The following is an 18,281-nucleotide window of genomic DNA, read 5'->3' on the forward strand; positions in this document are numbered from 1 at the left end:
TTATTCCTGTAGTTTTAGGACTGTGGACTAAAATTACTAACGTAGATGTCTAACATTGACTACTTTTGGGTAGCTTTGTCCAGGTTTTTACGAGCGGTAGTCTTCCCAGTACCCGGGCTGCCGCGTACCAGATAAGAGCGCTGAGGAATCAGGCCGCCGTCAATTACTTCGTTGAGACCAGTAATTCCTACTGAAAGTCGGTTTTGAGACATTTGTTTGTTTATGTTTAGAATATCGGCTCGTATTCATATTTAATGGTTTGAGGGGCTGTTTTGATTGTTTGTTTACTGGGCGTCTGAGAACCTTCATGAAAAATATTTCGGCAGAAAATTACGTTAGCACACAAGAATTAGAGGGTATTGTCGGCACTGCTGGCATTTGTCTGCGGCAAGATATAGAGGCTTTTTGGCAAGAACGGGTAGAAAAAGCTGTTGCCCCAGGTACTTCAATAGCCTGTACCGTTTATCCCCATACTCAGGAAGAACTCGCCGCAGTGATTGCTTGTGCAGGGCGAAATCGCTGGGGACTCTTGCCGACAGGGAGTGGCAGCAAACTCGATTGGGGCGGTTTAGTCCAATTAGACTCCGATCCCCCCCAGCCCCCCTTAACAAGGGGGGAGCAAGATGTTGTCAAAGTCCCCCTTTTTAAGGGGGATTTAGGGGGATCTCCTGATGCAGGGGGGATCGTTGTGGTGAGTACGGCGCGCCTGAATCGGCTGGTAGAACACGCTGTGGGCGATTTAACGGTGACTGCGGAGGCGGGCATGAAGTTTGCCGATTTGCAGGAAATTTTAGGTAAAGCAGGTCAATTTTTGCCGATCGATCCAGCATATCCGCAACAGGCAACTTTGGGCGGGATTGTCGCTACTGCTGATACTGGTTCGCTGCGGCACCGCTACCGGGGCGTGCGCGATTTGTTGTTGGGAATTACGTTTGTGCGATCGGACGGTAAAATTGCTGTAGCCGGAGGTCGAGTTGTGAAAAATGTCGCCGGTTACGACTTAATGAAACTGTTGACCGGTTCCTACGGCACATTAGGCGTCATCAGTCAAGTAACATTCCGAGTTTATCCGCTGCCGGAATCATCGGGAACTGTCATACTGACAGGAGAAACTAATGCTTTAGCTGAAGCTGCTCAAATTTTATTATCTTCTGCTTTAACACCGACAGCCGTTGATTTGCTGTCACCACAGTTAGTAGAAAAACTGAGTTTGGGTAAAGGTTCGGGATTGGTAGTGAGGTTTCAAAGCATCGCCGAAAGCGTTAAACAACAATCCGCCCGGTTGTTGGAAGTTGGCGAAAAGTTGGGATTGCAAGGCACTAGCTGCGGCGAAAATGATGAGGATAAATTATGGCAAAGATTGCCAGAAACAGTCTGGAATTCTGGGAATAATTCAGCAATTATTTGCAAAATAGGCATCAGACCCTCGGAAGCAGTCAAGGCAATTAACGAGTTGCCGGTACAGGATGCTTTGATTCATGCGGGCAGCGGTTTAGGAGTTTTGCGGTTTGAGACTGCGACAGCCGAAACGCTGTTGCAGGTACGCAGGGCGTGCGAAGCTAAAGGCGGTTTTATGACGGTTTTGGCTGCGCCAGCCCACATCAAGCAAGGGTTAGATGTTTGGGGCTATACTGGAAGTGCGATCGATCTAATGCGTCGCATCAAGCAAGAGTTTGACCCGGAGAATATTTTAAATTGCGATCGTTTGATCTTAAAAGGTTCGTAGTGAGGACTTCAGTCCTTCTTAAATCCAAGAAGAGGACTAAAGTCCTCACTACAAACCACGAATTTAAGGTTCGTAGTGAGGACTTCAGTCCTTCTTGAATCCCAGAAAAAAAACTAAAATTCTCAAGGAAAACCAAAAGAATTAAGTAATATAGCAACCGCCACATCGGGTGCGGACATAAATAACTTCATGAATAGATACGATATCCGTCAAGCATAAATGATTTGATTCCCGTACTAAGTAACTGTCAACTGTCAACTGTCAACTGTCCACTGCCATATATGCAAACTTCAGAAACATCTCAAATTCCCAGCGACGATTTCAAACCCGCGAAAGAAAGCAATTTCCTCGCCCAAAATCCGCACTTACAAACCCTTGAAATCCCAGGTTTCGACGCCAACAATCCGCCAGATCCCAAATTGATCGATACCTGCGTCCACTGCGGTTTTTGCTTGTCAACTTGTCCGAGTTATCGCGTACTCGGCAAAGAAATGGATTCGCCCAGAGGTCGCATTTATTTAATGGATGCAATCAACGAAGGCGACGCACCTTTAAACGAAGCAACATCCCAGCATTTCGATACTTGTTTGGGCTGTTTAGCCTGCGTGACAACTTGTCCGTCGGGAGTTCAATACGACAAATTAATTTCCGCAACTCGCCACCAAGTTACCCGAAATCAAAAACGCACTTTTTCTGACAATGTAATTCGCACTCTAATTTTTAATCTCTTTCCTTATCCTCACAGATTGCGGCCTTTGCTGGTACCGCTGTTTATTTATCAAAAATTAGGACTGCCAAAGCTTGTTCGCCAAACAGGTTTGCTGAAAAAAGTATTTCCCCGCTTGGCGGCGATGGAATCAATTTTGCCCGAGGTAACAGTTGATTCTTTCCGGGATAATTTGCCCGAAGTCATTCCCGCACAAGGGGATAAACGCTATCGCGTCGGCGTGATTTTAGGCTGCGTGCAGAGGTTGTTGTTCTCGCCAGTTAATGAAGCTACGGTGCGAGTTTTGACGGCTAATGGCTGCGAGGTTGTGATTCCGAAAAGTCAAGGATGCTGTGCTGCTTTGCCGGAACATCAAGGACAAGCGGAACAGGCAAAATCCTTGGCGAGACAAATGATTGACAGCTTTGAAAATACGGGCGTTGATTGTGTAATTATCAATGCTGCTGGGTGCGGCCACACTTTGAAAGAATACGGTCACATTTTAGCAGATGACCCGGATTATCGGGAGAAAGCTGAGAATTTTGCTGCTAATGTGAAGGACATACAAGAATTTTTGGCAACTGCGGGAATTACGGCGAAACTCAATCCTTTGACTGAGGGAGATTTGACGATTGTTTATCAGGATGCGTGTCATTTGTTGCACGGACAAAAGATTAGTTTGCAGCCGCGCCAGTTGTTGCAACAAATCCCTGGGGTGAAGTTGAAAGAACCTGTGGATGCTGCTTTGTGTTGCGGGAGTGCGGGGGTTTACAATATGCTTCAGCCGGAAATTGCGGATGATTTGGGAGTACAAAAGGTGGAGAATTTGCTGAATACTGGGGCTGAGTTGATTGCTTCTTCTAATCCTGGTTGTTCTTTGCAAATTAAGAAGCATTTGGAGTTGCAGGGGAAGGCTGTTACTTTGATGCACCCGATCGAGCTTTTGGATTATTCTATTCGTGGGGTACAGTTGCAGCGGAAGTAGTTTGCTGGGGCGGGCGGTGTCCGCCCTGCTTTTCGCTGCGATTTTTTATCAGAGAAATGGGTCTAAAACCTCGTCCTTATAGGACGGCTTTGTAAGTAAAACTATAAACCTTAAACCCTCTTTCCTAAAGAAATGTAAAAAGTACAAACACGCAAGTATTTCACTATATACTAATAACAGCTCAAGAAAAACGAGGAGTTAAACTTGTTGACAAACTATGTATACAAGTTGCGTCCAAATCAAACACAAGACTTAAAAATGTCTAATTGGGTGGATATTTTGCGAAGCCATTTCAACTGGTGTCTTAATGACAGGATCACTCAGTATAGCCAACAGTTCATTCAAGGCAACTATTGCGACCTTAGGACAAAAAGTGAAGCCTGTCCGTTGACCAGTTGTGTCAGTAAAAACGGTGCCACTGGGGAACCTTGGAAAATAGGCAAAACAGATAAAAAGGGGAAAGTTAAAAACCCTCGGCGCAACCCAGGCCACATTCAAATCACAGCGTTGCCCGAACTGAAAGCAGCTAGACCCTGGTTTGCCGGGATAGATTCGACAGTTCTACAACAGAACGTCAAACGGTTAGACACTGCCTATAATAATTTTTTTGACGGACGCGGCTTTCCTAAATTCAAGAATCGCAGCAATTTCACTTCCTTCACATTTATGATGGGGGTAAAAATACAAGGTAGTAAAATTTACTTGCCAAAGTTAGGTTGGATGCGTTTCCACAACTCGCGCCCAATTCCTGGTGGCTTTACCATTAAAGCTTGTGCGGTAAGAAAGCGACAGAATGGCTGGTATGTATCCGTCCGCATTGAGGACAAGTCTGTCCCCGATTACACGACAAAACCTCTCAAAGATGTCGTCAAGGTAATTGGTTGCGATATGGGAATTACAAAATTAGTCCATCTATCAGATGGAGCTCAAATTGAAAATCCCAAGTTTTCAGCCACCAAAAAAGCTAAACGCACACTGAGAATTAGACAGAGACAAGTCAGTCGATTTTAGATTTTAGATTTTAGATTTTAGATTGACCCCACGGATAAATTCGGGGGAAGAGAGGATTTTAGATTTTCGATTTGGGATTGATTCCACGGATAAATCACGTGGCGGGTACCATCAAGAAATTATTGGTCAGTCGAAAAGCAAAAGGGAGTAATAACCGCAAAAAAGCAGCTAAAAAACTAGGGCTTTTCCACCAAAGAATTAGCAATAAGCGTCAAGCTTACCAATGGAAGGTTGCCAATAAAATAGTGTCACGTAACGTTGACGCGATTGCTCTAGAGGACTTGAATATTTCCGGCATGATGCGCCGATGTCGAGTAAAGGTTGACGAAAAAACAGGTAGATTTCTGAAAAATGGGCAATCAAGGAAGAGAGGTTTAAACCGTTCTATTTCTGATGCAGGCTGGGGCGAGTTAATACTGAAGATTGAGTATCTGGCTGCAAAGCAAGGAAAAATCGTAATCAAGGTTAATCCCAAATACTCCAGTCAAGAATGTCGGAATTGCGGTCACATCGACAAGTCTAATAGAGATGGCGAAAAGTTCATTTGCACTGAATGTGGCTACCACGAACACGCTGATATAGGTGCAGCAAAAACTATTCGCGATCGAGCTTTAAATTTGGTACGCGGGGACTCCGCGAAACCTGGCGTTCGCGCCTAAACGCCCAGAAGATATCCTCGCGCTCGATTGAGCAAACGTGAGGAGTCTGGGAACCCTGGAAACAGGGAAATTGAGGTAGAAATTCCTCAAGAATCCTCGCACCTTCAGGTCGAGGAGTGTCAAGAATAAGATTTTTTACCGCAGAGGGCGCAGAGGGCGCAGAGGAAGAGAGGGAAATAGGTTATTTTGAGAAAGCTCGTTGGCGAAGCCCTCGCAGAGGATCGCGCTTCTGACTCCTCGTAAACTGCTAAAATTAAATTCAACAGTATTTCACCCCGCACAACTGTTATGGTAAGTCAAATCCCAGTCCCCACTCAGGAAGAGATTATCTACCCCGAAAGCGACGGCAAACCAATGGCAAACAATACCGACCAGTTTCGCTGGATTCTAGTCATTGAGCAAAATCTAGAATGGATGTATGCTAATGACGAGAATGTATTTGTAGCGGGGGATTTATTTTGGTATCCGGTTCAGGGAAGACCAAATATTGTTAATGCCCCCGATGTGATGGTTGTCTTCGGCACACCGAAAAGGAGACGGAGTTCTTATCAGCAGTGGAACGAGTCAGGAATTGCACCACAAGTTGTGTTTGAGATTCTCTCTCCTAGCAATACGCAAGATGAAATGGAGACGAAATTACTATTTTACGATCGCCACGGAGTTGAAGAATATTACATTTACAATCCTACTAACAATCAACTCAGGGGTTGGTTGCGGGGAGAAGACGGCTTGGATGCGATCGCATCTATGGAAAACTACGCGAGTCCCAGGTTAGCCATCCGGTTCGATTTATCAGGCGATGAATTGCAAATTTATCGACCTGATGGAACTAGGTTTTTCTCCTACGTTGAGATTTGTCAACGCCTAGAACAAGCCGAACAGCGGACAGAACAAGCCGAACAGCGGGCAGAACTTGCAGAAACAGCTTTAGGAGAGGAACGGCGGCGATCGCAACTTTTGGCGGAACGGCTGCGAGAAATGGGAATTAACCCAGATGAATTAAGTTAGACAGACTGCGATCGATCGGCATTGACCCCGAACAATTGTAAACTGGATTGGGGAAAAGGTCGATCGCACTTTTCAAATTGAGCAAAAGTGCGATCGGAACCATGTCAACTCTCAACTGTCAACTGTCAACTCTCAACTGACTCTTCCCCTCTTCCAACTTCAAAAAATGCACTTGTCCCGAAGCTTCCGCCGCGACAATTGTCACCCCATCTGGTGCCATAGCGCAAGCTTTCAAAGCACTATCTCCCCTGAAAGTAGCAACTATTTTTCGACTCAACAAATCCCAAACTTTCAGAGTATTATCATCCGAAACTGAAATCACTCTATTTCCCACAGTCGCCAAAGCTGTAATCGCATCCGCATGACCCGTCAAAGTAAAAATTTCCTTTTGACTCGACAAATCCCAAACTTTAATCAGTTTCTTCCTTCCCCCAGAAATTCCCCATTTACCGTCTGTGGTAACTACCACAGCATTCACAAAACTCTCATGACCTTTAAGAGTAAAAAGTTGATTTTTAACGACTAAATTCCATAAATTTGCCAAAATATTATTTTCTTTTCCCAAACTCCAAACTTTCAGACTTGTGTCGCCGGAAGCCGAAATTATCCGCTTGCCATCGGGAGTAACTGCCACAGCTTTTATCCCGTCGGTGTGACCGATAAATGTAAAAACTTCCTCTCCTGTTTCCAAATTCCAAATTTTAATACTTTTGTCTCCCGAACCAGAAATCGCCAGCCTGCCGTCGGGGGTAACAGCAACCGAATTTACCCAATCTGTATGACCTGTCAGACTAAATATTTCTTCTCCAGTTTCCAGATTCCAAACTTTAACTGTTTTGTCACCTGAACCTGAAACTATTCTCTGGCTGTCCGGGGTAACAGCGATTGCTTTTACCCAATCTTTATGACCGGGAATAGCAAAAATTTCCTCTCCATTTGCCAGATTCCAGACTTTAATGCTGTTGTCTCCAGAACCGGAAATTGCTTTTTTACCGTCGGCTGTCACTGCTAAAGCATTTACCCAGTCATCGTGACCCGCAGATGATAAATTTTCTTTGCCTGTTTCTAAGTGCCAAACTTTGAGAGTTTTGTCAGAGGAACCAGAAACTATCCGCTTGCCGTCGGGGGTGACAGCAACAGCATTCACCGGGGCGATGTGATTGGTAAAAGTAAATAGTTCTTCTTTTGTTTCCAAATTCCAAACTTTCAGCGTTTTGTCGCCGGCCGCCGAAATTACCCGTTTTCCGTCGGGACTGACTGCCACAGCTTGGACGAAACTGCTGTGAATTCCTAAAGTGAAAAGTTTTTCTCTGGCACTCAAACTCCAAACTTTGATTGTGCCGTCGTAACTGCCGGAAATTATGTGTTCGCCGTCGGGAGTTACTGCTACAGCTTTTACCCAATCTGCGTGACCGGTAAGGGTAAAAAGTTCTTTTCCTGTTTCTAGGTTCCAGACTTTAATGCTGTTGTCGCCAGACCCGGAAATCAACCGCTTGCTGTCTGGAGTTACTGCTACGGACTGGACAAAACTGCTGTGACCTTTGAGGTTGAAAATCACTGCCCCTGTTGACAAATCCCAAACTTTTATGCTGCCGTCCCAGGAACCAGAAATTACTCGCTTGCCGTCGGGAGTTACTGCTACGGCTTCTACTGCAAAAGTATCGCCTGCAAATGTTAATATTTCTGTTCCAGTAGCTAAATTCCAAATTTTAATAGTATTGTCCCAAGAACCTGAAATTACTTTTGTTCCGTCTGGGGTTACTGCTACAGCATTGACGTAGGTAAGATGACCTTTGAGGGTGGAAAGTTCTTCTCCTGTTTCTAAGTCCCAAACTTTGAGAGTGTGGTCGGAGGATGCAGAAATTGCTCGCTTGCCGTCGGGGGTAATTGCTACAGCTTGTACCCAATCTGTATGTCCGGTGAGAGTGCGTAGCAATCTGCCGCCAGGGGGGGTAAAGCTGGGGGTTAGCGGCCGCAGCCAGGGTATTTTCTGTTGTTGTGCTTGGGCTAGCAGTGCTTGAATTTCGGGAATTTCAAAGCGCATCAACCGGGCAATTAGTTGGGTCGCTAGTTGGGTTTTATCTTTGGCTAAAATGTGGGCAGAAAGCCTGATTGCTTCTTGGATTAATTTGAGTTTGTCGGCTTTTTCATCGGAGGTGATAATATCGGGACTTGTTGCTAAATCGTAATCTTCTATTAGCGCTTGTGCTCCCGCTGCTGACAGCTTGGCTTCAATAAAATTGTAATCTGTTAGTAAGCTGTATAATTTCTCTGAGTCGGAAGTCGCTGCTAGCTGACTTGGTAGGATTCCCAAACAGTGCGTCTGTTCTGCGGGCTGCATTTTATCCAGCCCTTGTGTAAACTCGCTCATAAATTTGTGTATGTCTTTTTTTAATGTATGCGATCGCTAGCTGCACCTTGCCCAAAACCCGATCGAGAAAGTTTTCTTGCTTACTTTGCTCGTTTACTTAGCATGGCATATTTAAAGGCTATTTGCTACCGGGCTGCTGCCCTCGGTTTGGCGATCGTTCGATGAATCGCTGGTTTTTTTGTCTGAGTCTGGTTTGAGAATTTTCAATGCCTGCGATTGCCATCAACCGCCGCCAAGATCGTTCAACTCAAAGCCCAAAATCTAGCGATCGACAACTATCTGACATATATCGTTGTTTTTCTTAACATAACGGGTTTTGGGGAATGATTGTCGATCGCTCCACACTACCAATAGATTTTAGATTTTAGATTTTAGATTTTAGATTTTAGATTTTAGATTTTAGATTTTAGATTTTAGATTTTAGATTTTAGATTTTAGATTTTAGATTTTAGATACTTCGACTTCCTTCGGCTACTCTCAGGAAAAGTGGCTGTACAAGTTTGAGACGGACGGAGGCTTGGGCGCGTTTACGATTAAAAAATTGACTTGCAGCGCAGTGAATCGGGAAAGTTGAACATTGATCTAAAATTTGGGGCCAAGAGTTAAGTTGGCAGCCTGTACCCGTTTTGGGGCGGAGTTAAGCTAAAATTTTTGAGCGATCACCATCCTGTTTGATGTGCGAACAAGACTTGTTTAGCGAAATACGGTAGCGAATGCTCTAATTTTAGGTCGATCGGGCTGGATCTGCCCGACAGATGCCCGCCTGCTTGGGTTTCGTGCCTCAACCGCACCTGCAACCTGCTTGACTCAAACCTCCCGGAAAGCTTTGCAGGTGCGCCCCGTTCCTTTAAAATAGAAAACAGGACTTGCACTCTTAAACCGGGTTTCTCGCTAAAATCATTGGTTGGGCGGCTAGTTACTCAAGAAAAAACCGGTTTTCTGACTCGATAGCGCGCAAGTCGCGATCGCAAATCAAGAACTATTTAAGTTTAGAGACAAATTTCATGGATGTTATCGAGTTTTTCGAGTTAAGTGCAGGCAAATGGTTTTCCCAGCGCACCGTACACAATCTCAATTCTGGGGAATTGCAAGCAGGTAAATCTGACCTCAAAATAGAAATGCTGACAGCTAACGATGCAGCAGTCGTCAAACTTTGCCAACAGCACTCGACTAACCCGGACTCAACTGGACTCAGGGGCGTTCGGATTTCTTGGGACGGTGTTCCCGATCGCAACCAAGCTAAACAAGTTGGTTCTACAATATTGGCGATCGTCCCGAATCCCGACAATCCCAGCGAAGGCAAAGTATTGCAAGCCAAGGGAAACACCCGCTACGTGATGGGCGGCGACGATGTGCTGACATTGATTACAGAATCAGATACTGTCCATGCAGAAGAAAGGCTGTGGTATCTCATCCCCAATCTGCGCTTGCGGACTAGCGTTGTTAAGCAAGCTGACGGTACGGAACAAGCATCTTTTTGTTCGGAAATTCGGATGGGTGGAAGTCCGAAAAGTTGACAGTTGACAGTTGACCGTTGACAGTTGACAGTTGACAGTTGACAGTTGACAGTTGACCGTTGACAGTTGACAGTTGACAGTTGACAGTTGACAGTTGACAGTTGACAGTTGACAAAGGAAGTCCGAGGATTGGAGTAATGAATAGTCTGATTTTTATTTCTCCCTATAAGGGTTCCGGCTTTCAACCAATTCTTTCTGGTAATTGGTGAGTACCTCACTTGCAGGGAGAACCTCTATATCTAATTTCCCAAAATGAATACAAGCCCCGACTATCCTGAGTAATTATCCCAAAATTTTAGACTCCTTTTCAAGCTCCCAGATGAATCTGTGAAGTAAATCTAAACATAGAAAATCGACTGACACCTTATTTCTTTTTGATGCTTTCTCCTTTCTTTCTGCGGCCTTCTCGGGCAACGGCTTTTAACTTAGTGTGAAAATCAGTATGTTTGGCAACTGGGAATGATTTTGCGACAGGTTTGTCTGTTAATTGGCGATCGGGTTCGGCTCCATCGGCCAGAGCCGTAACATCCACATCTTCATATACTACAACTTCTGTATTTTCTTGAGTGCGATCGCCAGCAGTGGCGAGTTTTTCTGTTTCCGGGGCTTCTGTATTCGGGACTTCTGCATCTGACGCGCGATCGAGTTCTGCTTCTGACTGCTTGCTCGTATCTATTTCGGCGACACCGAATTCGGATTCCGGGTGGGATAAAAGTATCTCTTCCTGCGACGGTTGAGCATAACTTTCAAAGGTTAAATCTTGAGGAAAATTGTTGCAAACTAAGCGTTCAAACTCGCGATTAAAATGATAGAGTGGTTGGCCTATCCGGTGCCACATACTCAATAGCTGTCCGACAGAAACAGCTTTGTAGCGCCCTTGATAAAGCGCTTCAACCACTGCTAAACGCAACCAATAGCCGGGATACTTGGTCAACCATTCACCAGCCAATTTCTCTGCTTTTTTGCCACCTAGGTCAAAACCGTAGTGAACCAGCAGAGCCGCTGCTTGTGCAGATATTGTACGTCCATCTGTCATGGGAATTGGTAATTTGTCAGTTGTCAGTTGTTAGTTGTCAGTTGTCAGTTGTCAGTTGTCAGTTGTTAGTTGTCAGTTGTTAGTTGTCAGTTGTTAGTTGTTAGTTGTCAGTTGTCAGTTGTTAGTTGTCAGTTGTCAGTTGTCAGTTGTCAGTTGTTAGTTGTTAGGAGTGGTGTCGCCTACGAGGCAACGCGAACGTTAGTTTTTCTTTCTTGGGAAGGGAGAATTGGAGAATTGAGAATTGGAGAATTGAGAATTGTTGATTTTTTTGGCTTCATTATTACCAATTACCAATTACCAATTACCAATTACCAATTACCAATTACCAATAACCAATAACCCAATTACCAATTACCAATTACCCATTACTAATTACCAATTACCCAATTGAATTAATCGGATAAACGCACGCCTCCTTCTACTGTTCGCACGTCCCCGGAAAATGGTTGGGGTGTGCCGTTCCAGTTGAAGTCACTAATTCTAAACGTCAGGCTGCCGACTTGACGCTCAGGATTAAAACGCAAAATAATTGCGTAGCTGCGACGGCTGTATTCTAAAGTGTAGTTCGTACTGATTGTTTCCCTGCTGTCTAGATTAATAGCACTTTGAAATCCGACTCGAAAGCCTCCGTAAACTTGCTGCACGAGTCCAAAAGACAGGACTTTCAAATCTACTAGCCGATCGAACAAATAAGGCGATACCCCGTCCCGCGCTACCTGAGTGTAAGTCACGTTAAATCCAGTGTAGTCGAGGAAAGGGCGGGAGAAATGACCGAACTGCCCTTGAATGCCGATGCTGCTGGCGATCGAATTTTGTCGATCGCCACTACTGTAATAAGAGCCTACTCCTCGGACTCCCAAAGCCAGTTGTAAGAAGGGAACCACCGGCGTCCGGGTGTACCTCAAACCCTGGGTGGGAGTGCGGGGCAGCGGTTGACCTTGCCACAGGTTGAAGCCGCGGCTGAGGGCGACGCTGACTTGGCCTCGGCCCAAATCGATGCGGTTGTTTTCGCGCACTGGTTCGAGCAAATCTGCTCGATCGGTGTCAGCATTGATAAATTGATATCCAGCTTGGTAGCTGAAATTGATGCCTGTATTGCCGATTTGCATCTGTGGGGAAGTGAGGACGGCCCCGAGACTGCTGTTGACGGTTTGAAAGCCTAGAGAACCGTTAAACAGTCGATCGCGATAACTATATTCTGCTGCTAAATTGTGATTGCCGATCGACTGTCGCAGCCGCAAATTGCCCCGAAAAGCATTTTCAGCTAAATTCGGGAAATTATCAAAATTCAGAAATAACGCCGATCCTTCAAGGCTGGTGCGCGGGCCCAAAGTCGCGCCCAGCTTTGCTCTCAGCCCGTAGCTGTCGGGGGAAAAGGGATTTCCACCGTTCTTTTCCACGATTCGCTGGAGGTAAATTTGGGGTGTCAGAGTCAGGCGCACGGGCCCGTTTTGCAATATTTCAAAACCGCACTCGGCAAACAAACCGCCCCTGTCGCCCCCGTCGTAGCCGAAAGTCAAACAGGGGCCGTTTTTCTGTTGGCTGTCAAAAACTTGCCTGCGGGGATACACGGGTATTTTGACGCGGTTGTCAAATACCAAGCGGGGGGAATTTGTGACTAATTCCTCAGCCGTGGGGGAAATCCTGGTAATTGTTGCTCTTCGGGCTCTGTATTCGAGTTCCGGCGGGGAAAACGGGTCATTAGTAATCCGAATGTTGGTTGCTACTCTGACGCCATTTGGCAGTAATTCGAGGCGATCTGCTTCAAAGCGGACGCGGTTGACGGCGCCGGTAATTTGGGGGGCGGTTAAGCGTCCGCCAGCGCCACCAGCGCCACCAGCGCCACCAGCGCCACCACCGCCGATGGTAATAGTAGCAGCGCCGGGGGATTTGACTCCGCGAAGGGGCTGTTGGCTGGTCAGCCGATCGCTCAGCGGCTGTTCTAGAATGGTTCCAGCACTAATATCTGTCGGTAGTGTGGGGGTTAACTCGCTACCCGCTGCGGGGAGGAATATTTCGCCGCTGGCTTGTTCGACTGCGCCGGAGTTGAGTCCGAGATTGAATTCCATCTGCCGGCCGCGGACTACTTGTTGGCCGCGAGTATAGGCGACGTTACCGGATGCTATCACTTGGCGGGTGACTAGGTTGACGATCGCGCGATCGGCATCAATCACTGTTTGTCGGAACCGCACCACAACCCTACCAACCGCCGTGACAATTTGCTGTTTGTCGTCAAATTCTTGACTATCGGCCTTAATTTCGATCGTATCAGCCGGACTCACCGGAAATGGCACCGTTCGCTGAGAAGGCGCGGTACGGACTCCGGGCGCGGCAGGTTTGGGCTGCGGTTTCGGCGCTGGGGGAGTGGCTGGCTTGGGCCCTGGGGGCGTCGTTGGCGTCGTTGGCGTCGTTGGAATCTCGAACTCTTGCTGTTTTGCAGGAGGCGTTTCTGGCGGTTCGGGAACAACAATCTCCGCAGGTTCGGGGGAGTTATCTTTTAACTGCTCGCCTTTAGCCTGATACCCGTTTTCTGGCTGTCGGACAGCATTATTGTCCTTTTTGCTCTGATCCCCTGCTGTTCGTTGACGGTTCCGAGCGGCAATGGCATTTTCTACTGAACCCAATTGGTAAGAAGTAAACGAGGTATCTTGCTGGGCTTCCGCAGTTTCGGATTTTTCTGCTGGAACAACCGGAAGCTGAAATCCCGCCGCTGCGCCGCCACTTTCCACGGAGGTTAGGGGAGTGGCGATTTCAGGAGACTGACTGGTGGCTTCGGTGGTACCGAGGAGTGCGGCTGAGGGTTCTGGTTGCGGGGATGTTGGTTCGGGCTGAACGATTTCTGGGCTGGCTTCCGGTATTTGTGCGGAGTTGCTGCGGGTGTCTCCATCATTTGTCGCCACAGTGAGGGCGACTTTTTTGGGCTTCGCGATGTAGATGATGGCAGAGGGTTCGGGCGGCGGTACCGGATAGGGCATAGTTACAACAGGTGAATCATCCGATTTTAGATTTTAGATTTTAGATTTTAGATTTTAGATTTTAGATTTTAGAGGTTTATTTATAGCGGAGAGTCGATCGTCCAAATTTTGGCATTTAACAGGCAGCGTTTCAAGGTTAACCGGAAATCTTCGGTTGTGCCGAGTCGCTAACGGACTCATCCTCAGAAACTTGGTTGATTACCAGAAAGAATTGGTTTAAAGGCGGAACCCTTCCTTGTAGGGAGGAATTAAAATCAGACTATTCATTGCTCCAATCCTCGGACTTCTAGGTCAACTGTCAACTGTCAACTGTCAACTGTCAACTGTCAACTGTCAACTGTCAACTGGTTTCTTTCGGCATAAGATAACCTCGCTAGTGGTGCGAGGTCAAGTTTTGTTGGACTAATTTTTGGGGATTTGCTGGCTGGTGCGGGGGCTGCGGTGACGTGCCCCCGAGTCAGCGAGGGAGGTAGCTGGTTTATTCCATGTCTCTGCGGTTGGGGTTCCGAGCTGGGTCATTGGACAAAAACCCAAATATGAACAGGGAAACAAAAAATAGAACAACTACATTAACTACGATTTTGAGGGTTAGCACGCTAGGGAGTCTCCAAAGATGAAATAATACTGAGCTGATTTGCTGCTGTTGCGGCAACTTTTTTATCTTGACATATTCACTGCCCTAAAAGTGCGGTGATTCTTGACGCTTCCCAGGGTGATGCTACCTGAGTAGTCTTACTCTCCCTCCACATCCATTTAGAGTCGTGGCAATGCCCTATCCCGACTTGTTGGAGACTATAGCAGAAAGCAGTCCTCAAAGGACGGGGTTTTAGCCCTCCGCTTAGCTCCGCCAAATTTTTCCAATAAGCTAAAGATTATTGACACTCCCCACGGCTTCAGCCGGGGGATTCTCCAAGCCGAACTTGGAAGGGATAGGCAAATATCCCCCTAGACCCTTTAAATCAACTACCAATACCAGAGGTGTTGCAGTTGGGCTTACTTTTAGTTTTTCTTTTGCTTTCAGAGTCCATCACAAGCCAGATAGGTACGCTCTTCAACCTGCCATTATTTGCCCTTTCTAAGTATTCCGGTTCTAGCCGGATATCTGAGTTGCCGGGATTTCTCCGCACTAGGATGATTCAACGCGCAGACGGTTATTCCTACTCACTCAATTACATTACCATGCTTAGTCCCCAAATACAATATTTACTGGCGGTTAAAACCGCAGACCGACTAATCCCCACGTAAGACAGCCGGGGACACGGGAGGCTCGTTTTCTAGTCAATTTTATCTTTGCTTTTGAGGATTGTTGGCAAGTTGGTTTTTGCCCAATTCCAGATTTGCTCGATGATTTTTTCGACGCGCACCATGATTAAATCGAGCCATTCGAGCACTTGTTCTAGTGGGTGTTTAATGTAACCCATCGATTCTGCTTTTGTTTCTAAGTATTCGTCTGCGGGCGGGAGACCTGCACTCTGATTTTGGTGTGCTGCGATGCTGGGGGCGGGGGTATATCTGCTGGTGGGGGGGGCGATTGCTGCTGGGGATTTGCTGTTTTGTGCGGTGTTCGGGTTTGTGTTTTTTGGCACTTGGGTCTCCGGCGCGCGCTCTGGGGTTGATTCTGCTGCGAGTCCAGATTTATTTTCTGGAGTGACTGCTAAATTTGAGCCTGTTTGGGGTTGACTTTGTGGGACTTTTGTAAGCAAGCTCTGTTTGAGCTGGGCGAGCATCCTGTGAATTGCTTCGGGGTAAGGCGATATTGAAACTGCGGTCGATCGACTTTCTGACAATTCTACTGTTTTTGCAATTTCCTGCTTGACTTCTGGGCTATTTTGTGATATGAGGTTTTGAACATTTGCCTCGGGTTCGGCACTTCCTACTATTAAGTGCTGCGGTGCTGGTTCTCCGAATAAGTCTTGCCAATTCAACCAAGGTCGATCGACCTCTGGGCTATTTTCCGTTCGATCTTGTTCCTGGCGTTGTTTTAAATAATACTGAATTGCGACTGATTTATCAGTATTATCACTAGCTGCCGTTTCTTTTCCCAGCAGTTGGTCTACGGACGACCAAATCATTTTTTCGATGTTTTTCGCGTATTTTTCGAGGATTTCGCGGGCGGACAGACCTAAATTCGTTTCTGGGGCGGGGGTATCAAATTTGACCTCGGGATTCCCGGCGGTGGTTTTGGCTGCTGGGGGGAGGGTAAATTCTTCGAGGTTGACGGCAGCGCGATCGAGTAATGTGACAAAGGAGATCGGATTGCCGGTGCGATCGAACTTGCTGTTAAAATTAGGTTCTAATTTTGGGATATTGCGGTCGATCGAATTTGATCGAGCAATCGTCGGCTGTGCGGTGTTGGCCGGAGCGATCGGCGTGGTGGATTTTTGGACTAAGATGAGATTGCGGTCGATCGCGCTTTTGACTGCGAGGATTGATTCTCCAAACTGATTTCTTTTCACAGCAACCGGACTCGACTGGAGCCAGACCATCAATTCCCAAAAACGACGCACCGGCGCCAACCGAGATTTTTTCGCAGCAGACTCTAAACCGAGATTAAATTTTAATTCTTTTTGAGCAATTTCCCGCCGTTCCGGCCCCTCGTTGGCGACTTCCCAAGTTATGCGACTTTCGAGCAGTTCTTGCTGTTCGGGCGTCAAAATATCTAATATGCGATTGTCATCTCCGATTAAGACTAAAGTGCGGGCTGGGATGAAAGTCGCGATTCCCTGAACTTTTTGGGATTGGCTGTCTAATTGAGTTTTGGCCTGGGGAGGTTCTAAGACGGAAGTTGTTTGATGCTTGGCAGCTTGTTTGATAAAATTGATGGCTGGATGCAAATCGCGATCGGCTTTCTCCGTTGCTGGGTTTGTCTGGATTAACAGCGGAAAACTGACTAAAGTTGTGGCGGTTTGCGACGAGTTTAGCAAATTTTCAGCGAGTTGCAAGATTTGGTCGATCGAACTTTCATCGGAAATTTCTCCCGGATACCAATTTCCCGAAAAATCTGGATTTTCGTCATCGGTATATTCTTGAAGTTCGGGTAAATCTACTTTTTGGCTGGATTCCCGCAACTGTCGGCTCAACATTCGGGAACTTTGGACGAGCAGGTAAGCTGGATAAAGTAGAATTTGGGTAGCGCTGAGAGTGGTTTGTTTAATTTGTCGCCAAGTGCGATCGCAATTATCGGCAACTTGGCGGGACTGTTTGGATATAAAATTTAATAGTCGGCTTTGGTATGGGCCGTAGTAACCGTCGGACATAGGTTTAATTATTGAATTCAGGTTTTAGATTCGCGCCGGAATGTCTGAATTTTGCAGTACAATCAAAACTGGATATTAATCGCAGTTTCAAACCCTCTGAAACCTTTATTTCTTCGCGTCCTTTGCGTCTTCGCGGTTCGATACTGAGCCCAGATTCCTACGCAAGTCCTATTTTAACTAAATATGAGCGCCGTTGTGCCACCTGCTAGCAATAATATTTCTGAAGTTGTAGAGAAGTTGCGCCGCCTCAGTCAAGTGGACGTTCAGTCTGGTTGGAGGTACTGCGATGCTGACTCGGCTACTGTCGGTTCGGTAGGTATTTCTAACAAGCAGGTTGCGGAACTTAACGAAAAAGGACATATTGCTTGGCCGTCTGGGAAGCAAGTTGTTTATTTAGGACAGCAATTTGTCATTCCTGACAATTTGCACGGCTATCCTGTGGTGGGTTTGCGTTTGCTGTTGAGTTTGACTTGGTGGGCAGAAGATGCGACTATTTTTGTCAACGGTGAGTTAGTTGGACAAGGTGATTTATTCGATTGTGCCGATCGAGTTTTGTTGAGTGTGGCGGTGAATCCGGGAGATGAATTTTTAGTTATTTTACGGTTGGTAAGTCCTGGACACGATAACGGTGCTTTAGTGCGATCGATTTGTTTGTACGAAGCTGCGGACTCTACTTGTTTCGATCCGGGTTTTGTGGCGGACGAATTAGAGATTTTGCAAAATGCGATCGCTCGAAATTTAGGAAACAAACATTCCCAAGATTTATCCATTAAAATTTTAGCAAGTCGCCCAATGTACGTCAAGGGAGAAAGGCTGCAATCTGAGATTGATTTGGCGGTTGGTTTGATTGATTGGTCTGCTTTGCCGAATCGCGCCAAGTTCGATCGATCTTTGTCTGTGTTGCGACACAATTTACTGGGATATCTGCGGGCTTTTTCTGGAGAGTTAGATGATTTAACCGCAGAGGGCGCAGAGGGCGCAGAGGGAGAAAGTAAGGAGCAACTTTCTCAGGTTTCAGAAAATCAGAACT

At 46.4% G+C, this 18,281-nt stretch carries 14 protein-coding genes and 1 pseudogene; 8 read left to right on the forward strand and 7 right to left on the reverse strand.

Annotated elements, in window-relative coordinates; all coding sequences use genetic code 11:
- Positions 1-59 precede the first annotated feature (59 nt).
- Positions 60-212 carry an ATPase domain-containing protein gene (locus JGK36_RS28045; protein ID WP_293180279.1) on the reverse strand — a complete coding sequence of 51 codons (153 nt, stop codon included), beginning with the start codon at positions 210-212 and terminating at the stop codon, positions 60-62.
- 95 nt (positions 213-307) lie between these two features.
- On the opposite strand from JGK36_RS28045, the gene JGK36_RS28050 reads away from it, so the two are divergent.
- The 5 genes from JGK36_RS28050 (at position 308) to JGK36_RS28070 (ending at position 6,095) form a co-directional block, all read left to right on the forward strand.
- Positions 308-1,726 carry an FAD-binding oxidoreductase gene (locus tag JGK36_RS28050; RefSeq protein WP_293193425.1) on the forward strand — a complete coding sequence of 473 codons (1,419 nt, stop codon included), beginning with the start codon at positions 308-310 and terminating at the stop codon, positions 1,724-1,726.
- A gap of 281 nt (positions 1,727-2,007) precedes the next feature.
- The gene (locus JGK36_RS28055; protein WP_293193426.1) at positions 2,008-3,417 is read left to right on the forward strand and encodes a (Fe-S)-binding protein; all 1,410 of its coding nucleotides are present in this window, start codon (positions 2,008-2,010) and stop codon (positions 3,415-3,417) included.
- A gap of 207 nt (positions 3,418-3,624) precedes the next feature.
- Positions 3,625-4,428 (forward strand): transposase, encoded by an 804-nt coding sequence (locus JGK36_RS28060; RefSeq protein ID WP_293198521.1) that lies wholly within the window; start codon positions 3,625-3,627, stop codon positions 4,426-4,428.
- 98 nt (positions 4,429-4,526) lie between these two features.
- Positions 4,527-5,087 carry a transposase gene (locus JGK36_RS28065; protein WP_293193428.1) on the forward strand — a complete coding sequence of 187 codons (561 nt, stop codon included), beginning with the start codon at positions 4,527-4,529 and terminating at the stop codon, positions 5,085-5,087.
- A 288-nt stretch (positions 5,088-5,375) separates the two neighbouring features.
- Entirely contained in the window at positions 5,376-6,095 is a 720-nt protein-coding gene (locus JGK36_RS28070; protein WP_293198523.1) for a Uma2 family endonuclease, read from the forward strand.
- On the opposite strand, the gene JGK36_RS28075 is transcribed toward JGK36_RS28070, so the two are convergent.
- Positions 6,073-6,210, reverse strand: a complete 138-nt coding sequence (locus tag JGK36_RS28075) for a hypothetical protein (protein WP_293201229.1) — start codon at positions 6,208-6,210, stop codon at positions 6,073-6,075. The two genes, JGK36_RS28070 and JGK36_RS28075, sit on opposite strands and share 23 nt — an antisense overlap.
- 3 nt (positions 6,211-6,213) lie before the next feature.
- A complete protein-coding gene (locus JGK36_RS28080) occupies positions 6,214-8,466 on the reverse strand; it encodes a hypothetical protein (RefSeq protein WP_293193431.1) in 2,253 nt (750 codons plus the stop codon).
- A 1,004-nt stretch (positions 8,467-9,470) separates the two neighbouring features.
- Here JGK36_RS28080 and JGK36_RS28085 point away from each other — a divergent pair.
- A complete protein-coding gene (locus JGK36_RS28085) occupies positions 9,471-9,983 on the forward strand; it encodes a phycobiliprotein lyase (protein ID WP_293180249.1) in 513 nt (170 codons plus the stop codon).
- A 364-nt stretch (positions 9,984-10,347) separates the two neighbouring features.
- On the opposite strand, the gene JGK36_RS28090 is transcribed toward JGK36_RS28085, so the two are convergent.
- Complete coding sequence (locus JGK36_RS28090; RefSeq protein WP_293180246.1) at positions 10,348-11,019, reverse strand: hypothetical protein; 672 nt, start codon at positions 11,017-11,019, stop codon at positions 10,348-10,350.
- Positions 11,020-11,275: 256 nt separating this feature from the next.
- On the opposite strand from JGK36_RS28090, the gene JGK36_RS28095 reads away from it, so the two are divergent.
- Positions 11,276-11,410: a hypothetical protein gene (locus JGK36_RS28095; protein WP_293201231.1), complete on the forward strand. Its 135-nt coding sequence runs from the start codon at positions 11,276-11,278 to the stop codon at positions 11,408-11,410.
- A 1-nt stretch (position 11,411) separates the two neighbouring features.
- On the opposite strand, the gene JGK36_RS28100 is transcribed toward JGK36_RS28095, so the two are convergent.
- The 3 genes from JGK36_RS28100 to JGK36_RS28110 all read right to left on the reverse strand — a co-directional run bounded on the left by JGK36_RS28100 (position 11,412) and on the right by JGK36_RS28110 (position 17,251).
- Entirely contained in the window at positions 11,412-13,994 is a 2,583-nt protein-coding gene (locus tag JGK36_RS28100; protein ID WP_293180243.1) for a DUF3769 domain-containing protein, read from the reverse strand.
- Positions 13,995-14,472: 478 nt separating this feature from the next.
- Positions 14,473-14,589: a photosystem II reaction center protein I gene (locus JGK36_RS28105; RefSeq protein WP_039887172.1), complete on the reverse strand. Its 117-nt coding sequence runs from the start codon at positions 14,587-14,589 to the stop codon at positions 14,473-14,475.
- A 679-nt stretch (positions 14,590-15,268) separates the two neighbouring features.
- Entirely contained in the window at positions 15,269-17,251 is a 1,983-nt protein-coding gene (locus tag JGK36_RS28110) for a hypothetical protein (protein WP_293198529.1), read from the reverse strand.
- A 183-nt stretch (positions 17,252-17,434) separates the two neighbouring features.
- On the opposite strand from JGK36_RS28110, the pseudogene JGK36_RS28115 reads away from it, so the two are divergent.
- Positions 17,435-18,281: pseudogene (locus JGK36_RS28115) on the forward strand (alpha-mannosidase); the annotation flags it as partial.

This window comes from Microcoleus sp. PH2017_35_SFW_U_B (assembly GCF_020737865.1).
Lineage (GTDB): Bacteria > Cyanobacteriota > Cyanobacteriia > Cyanobacteriales > Microcoleaceae > Microcoleus.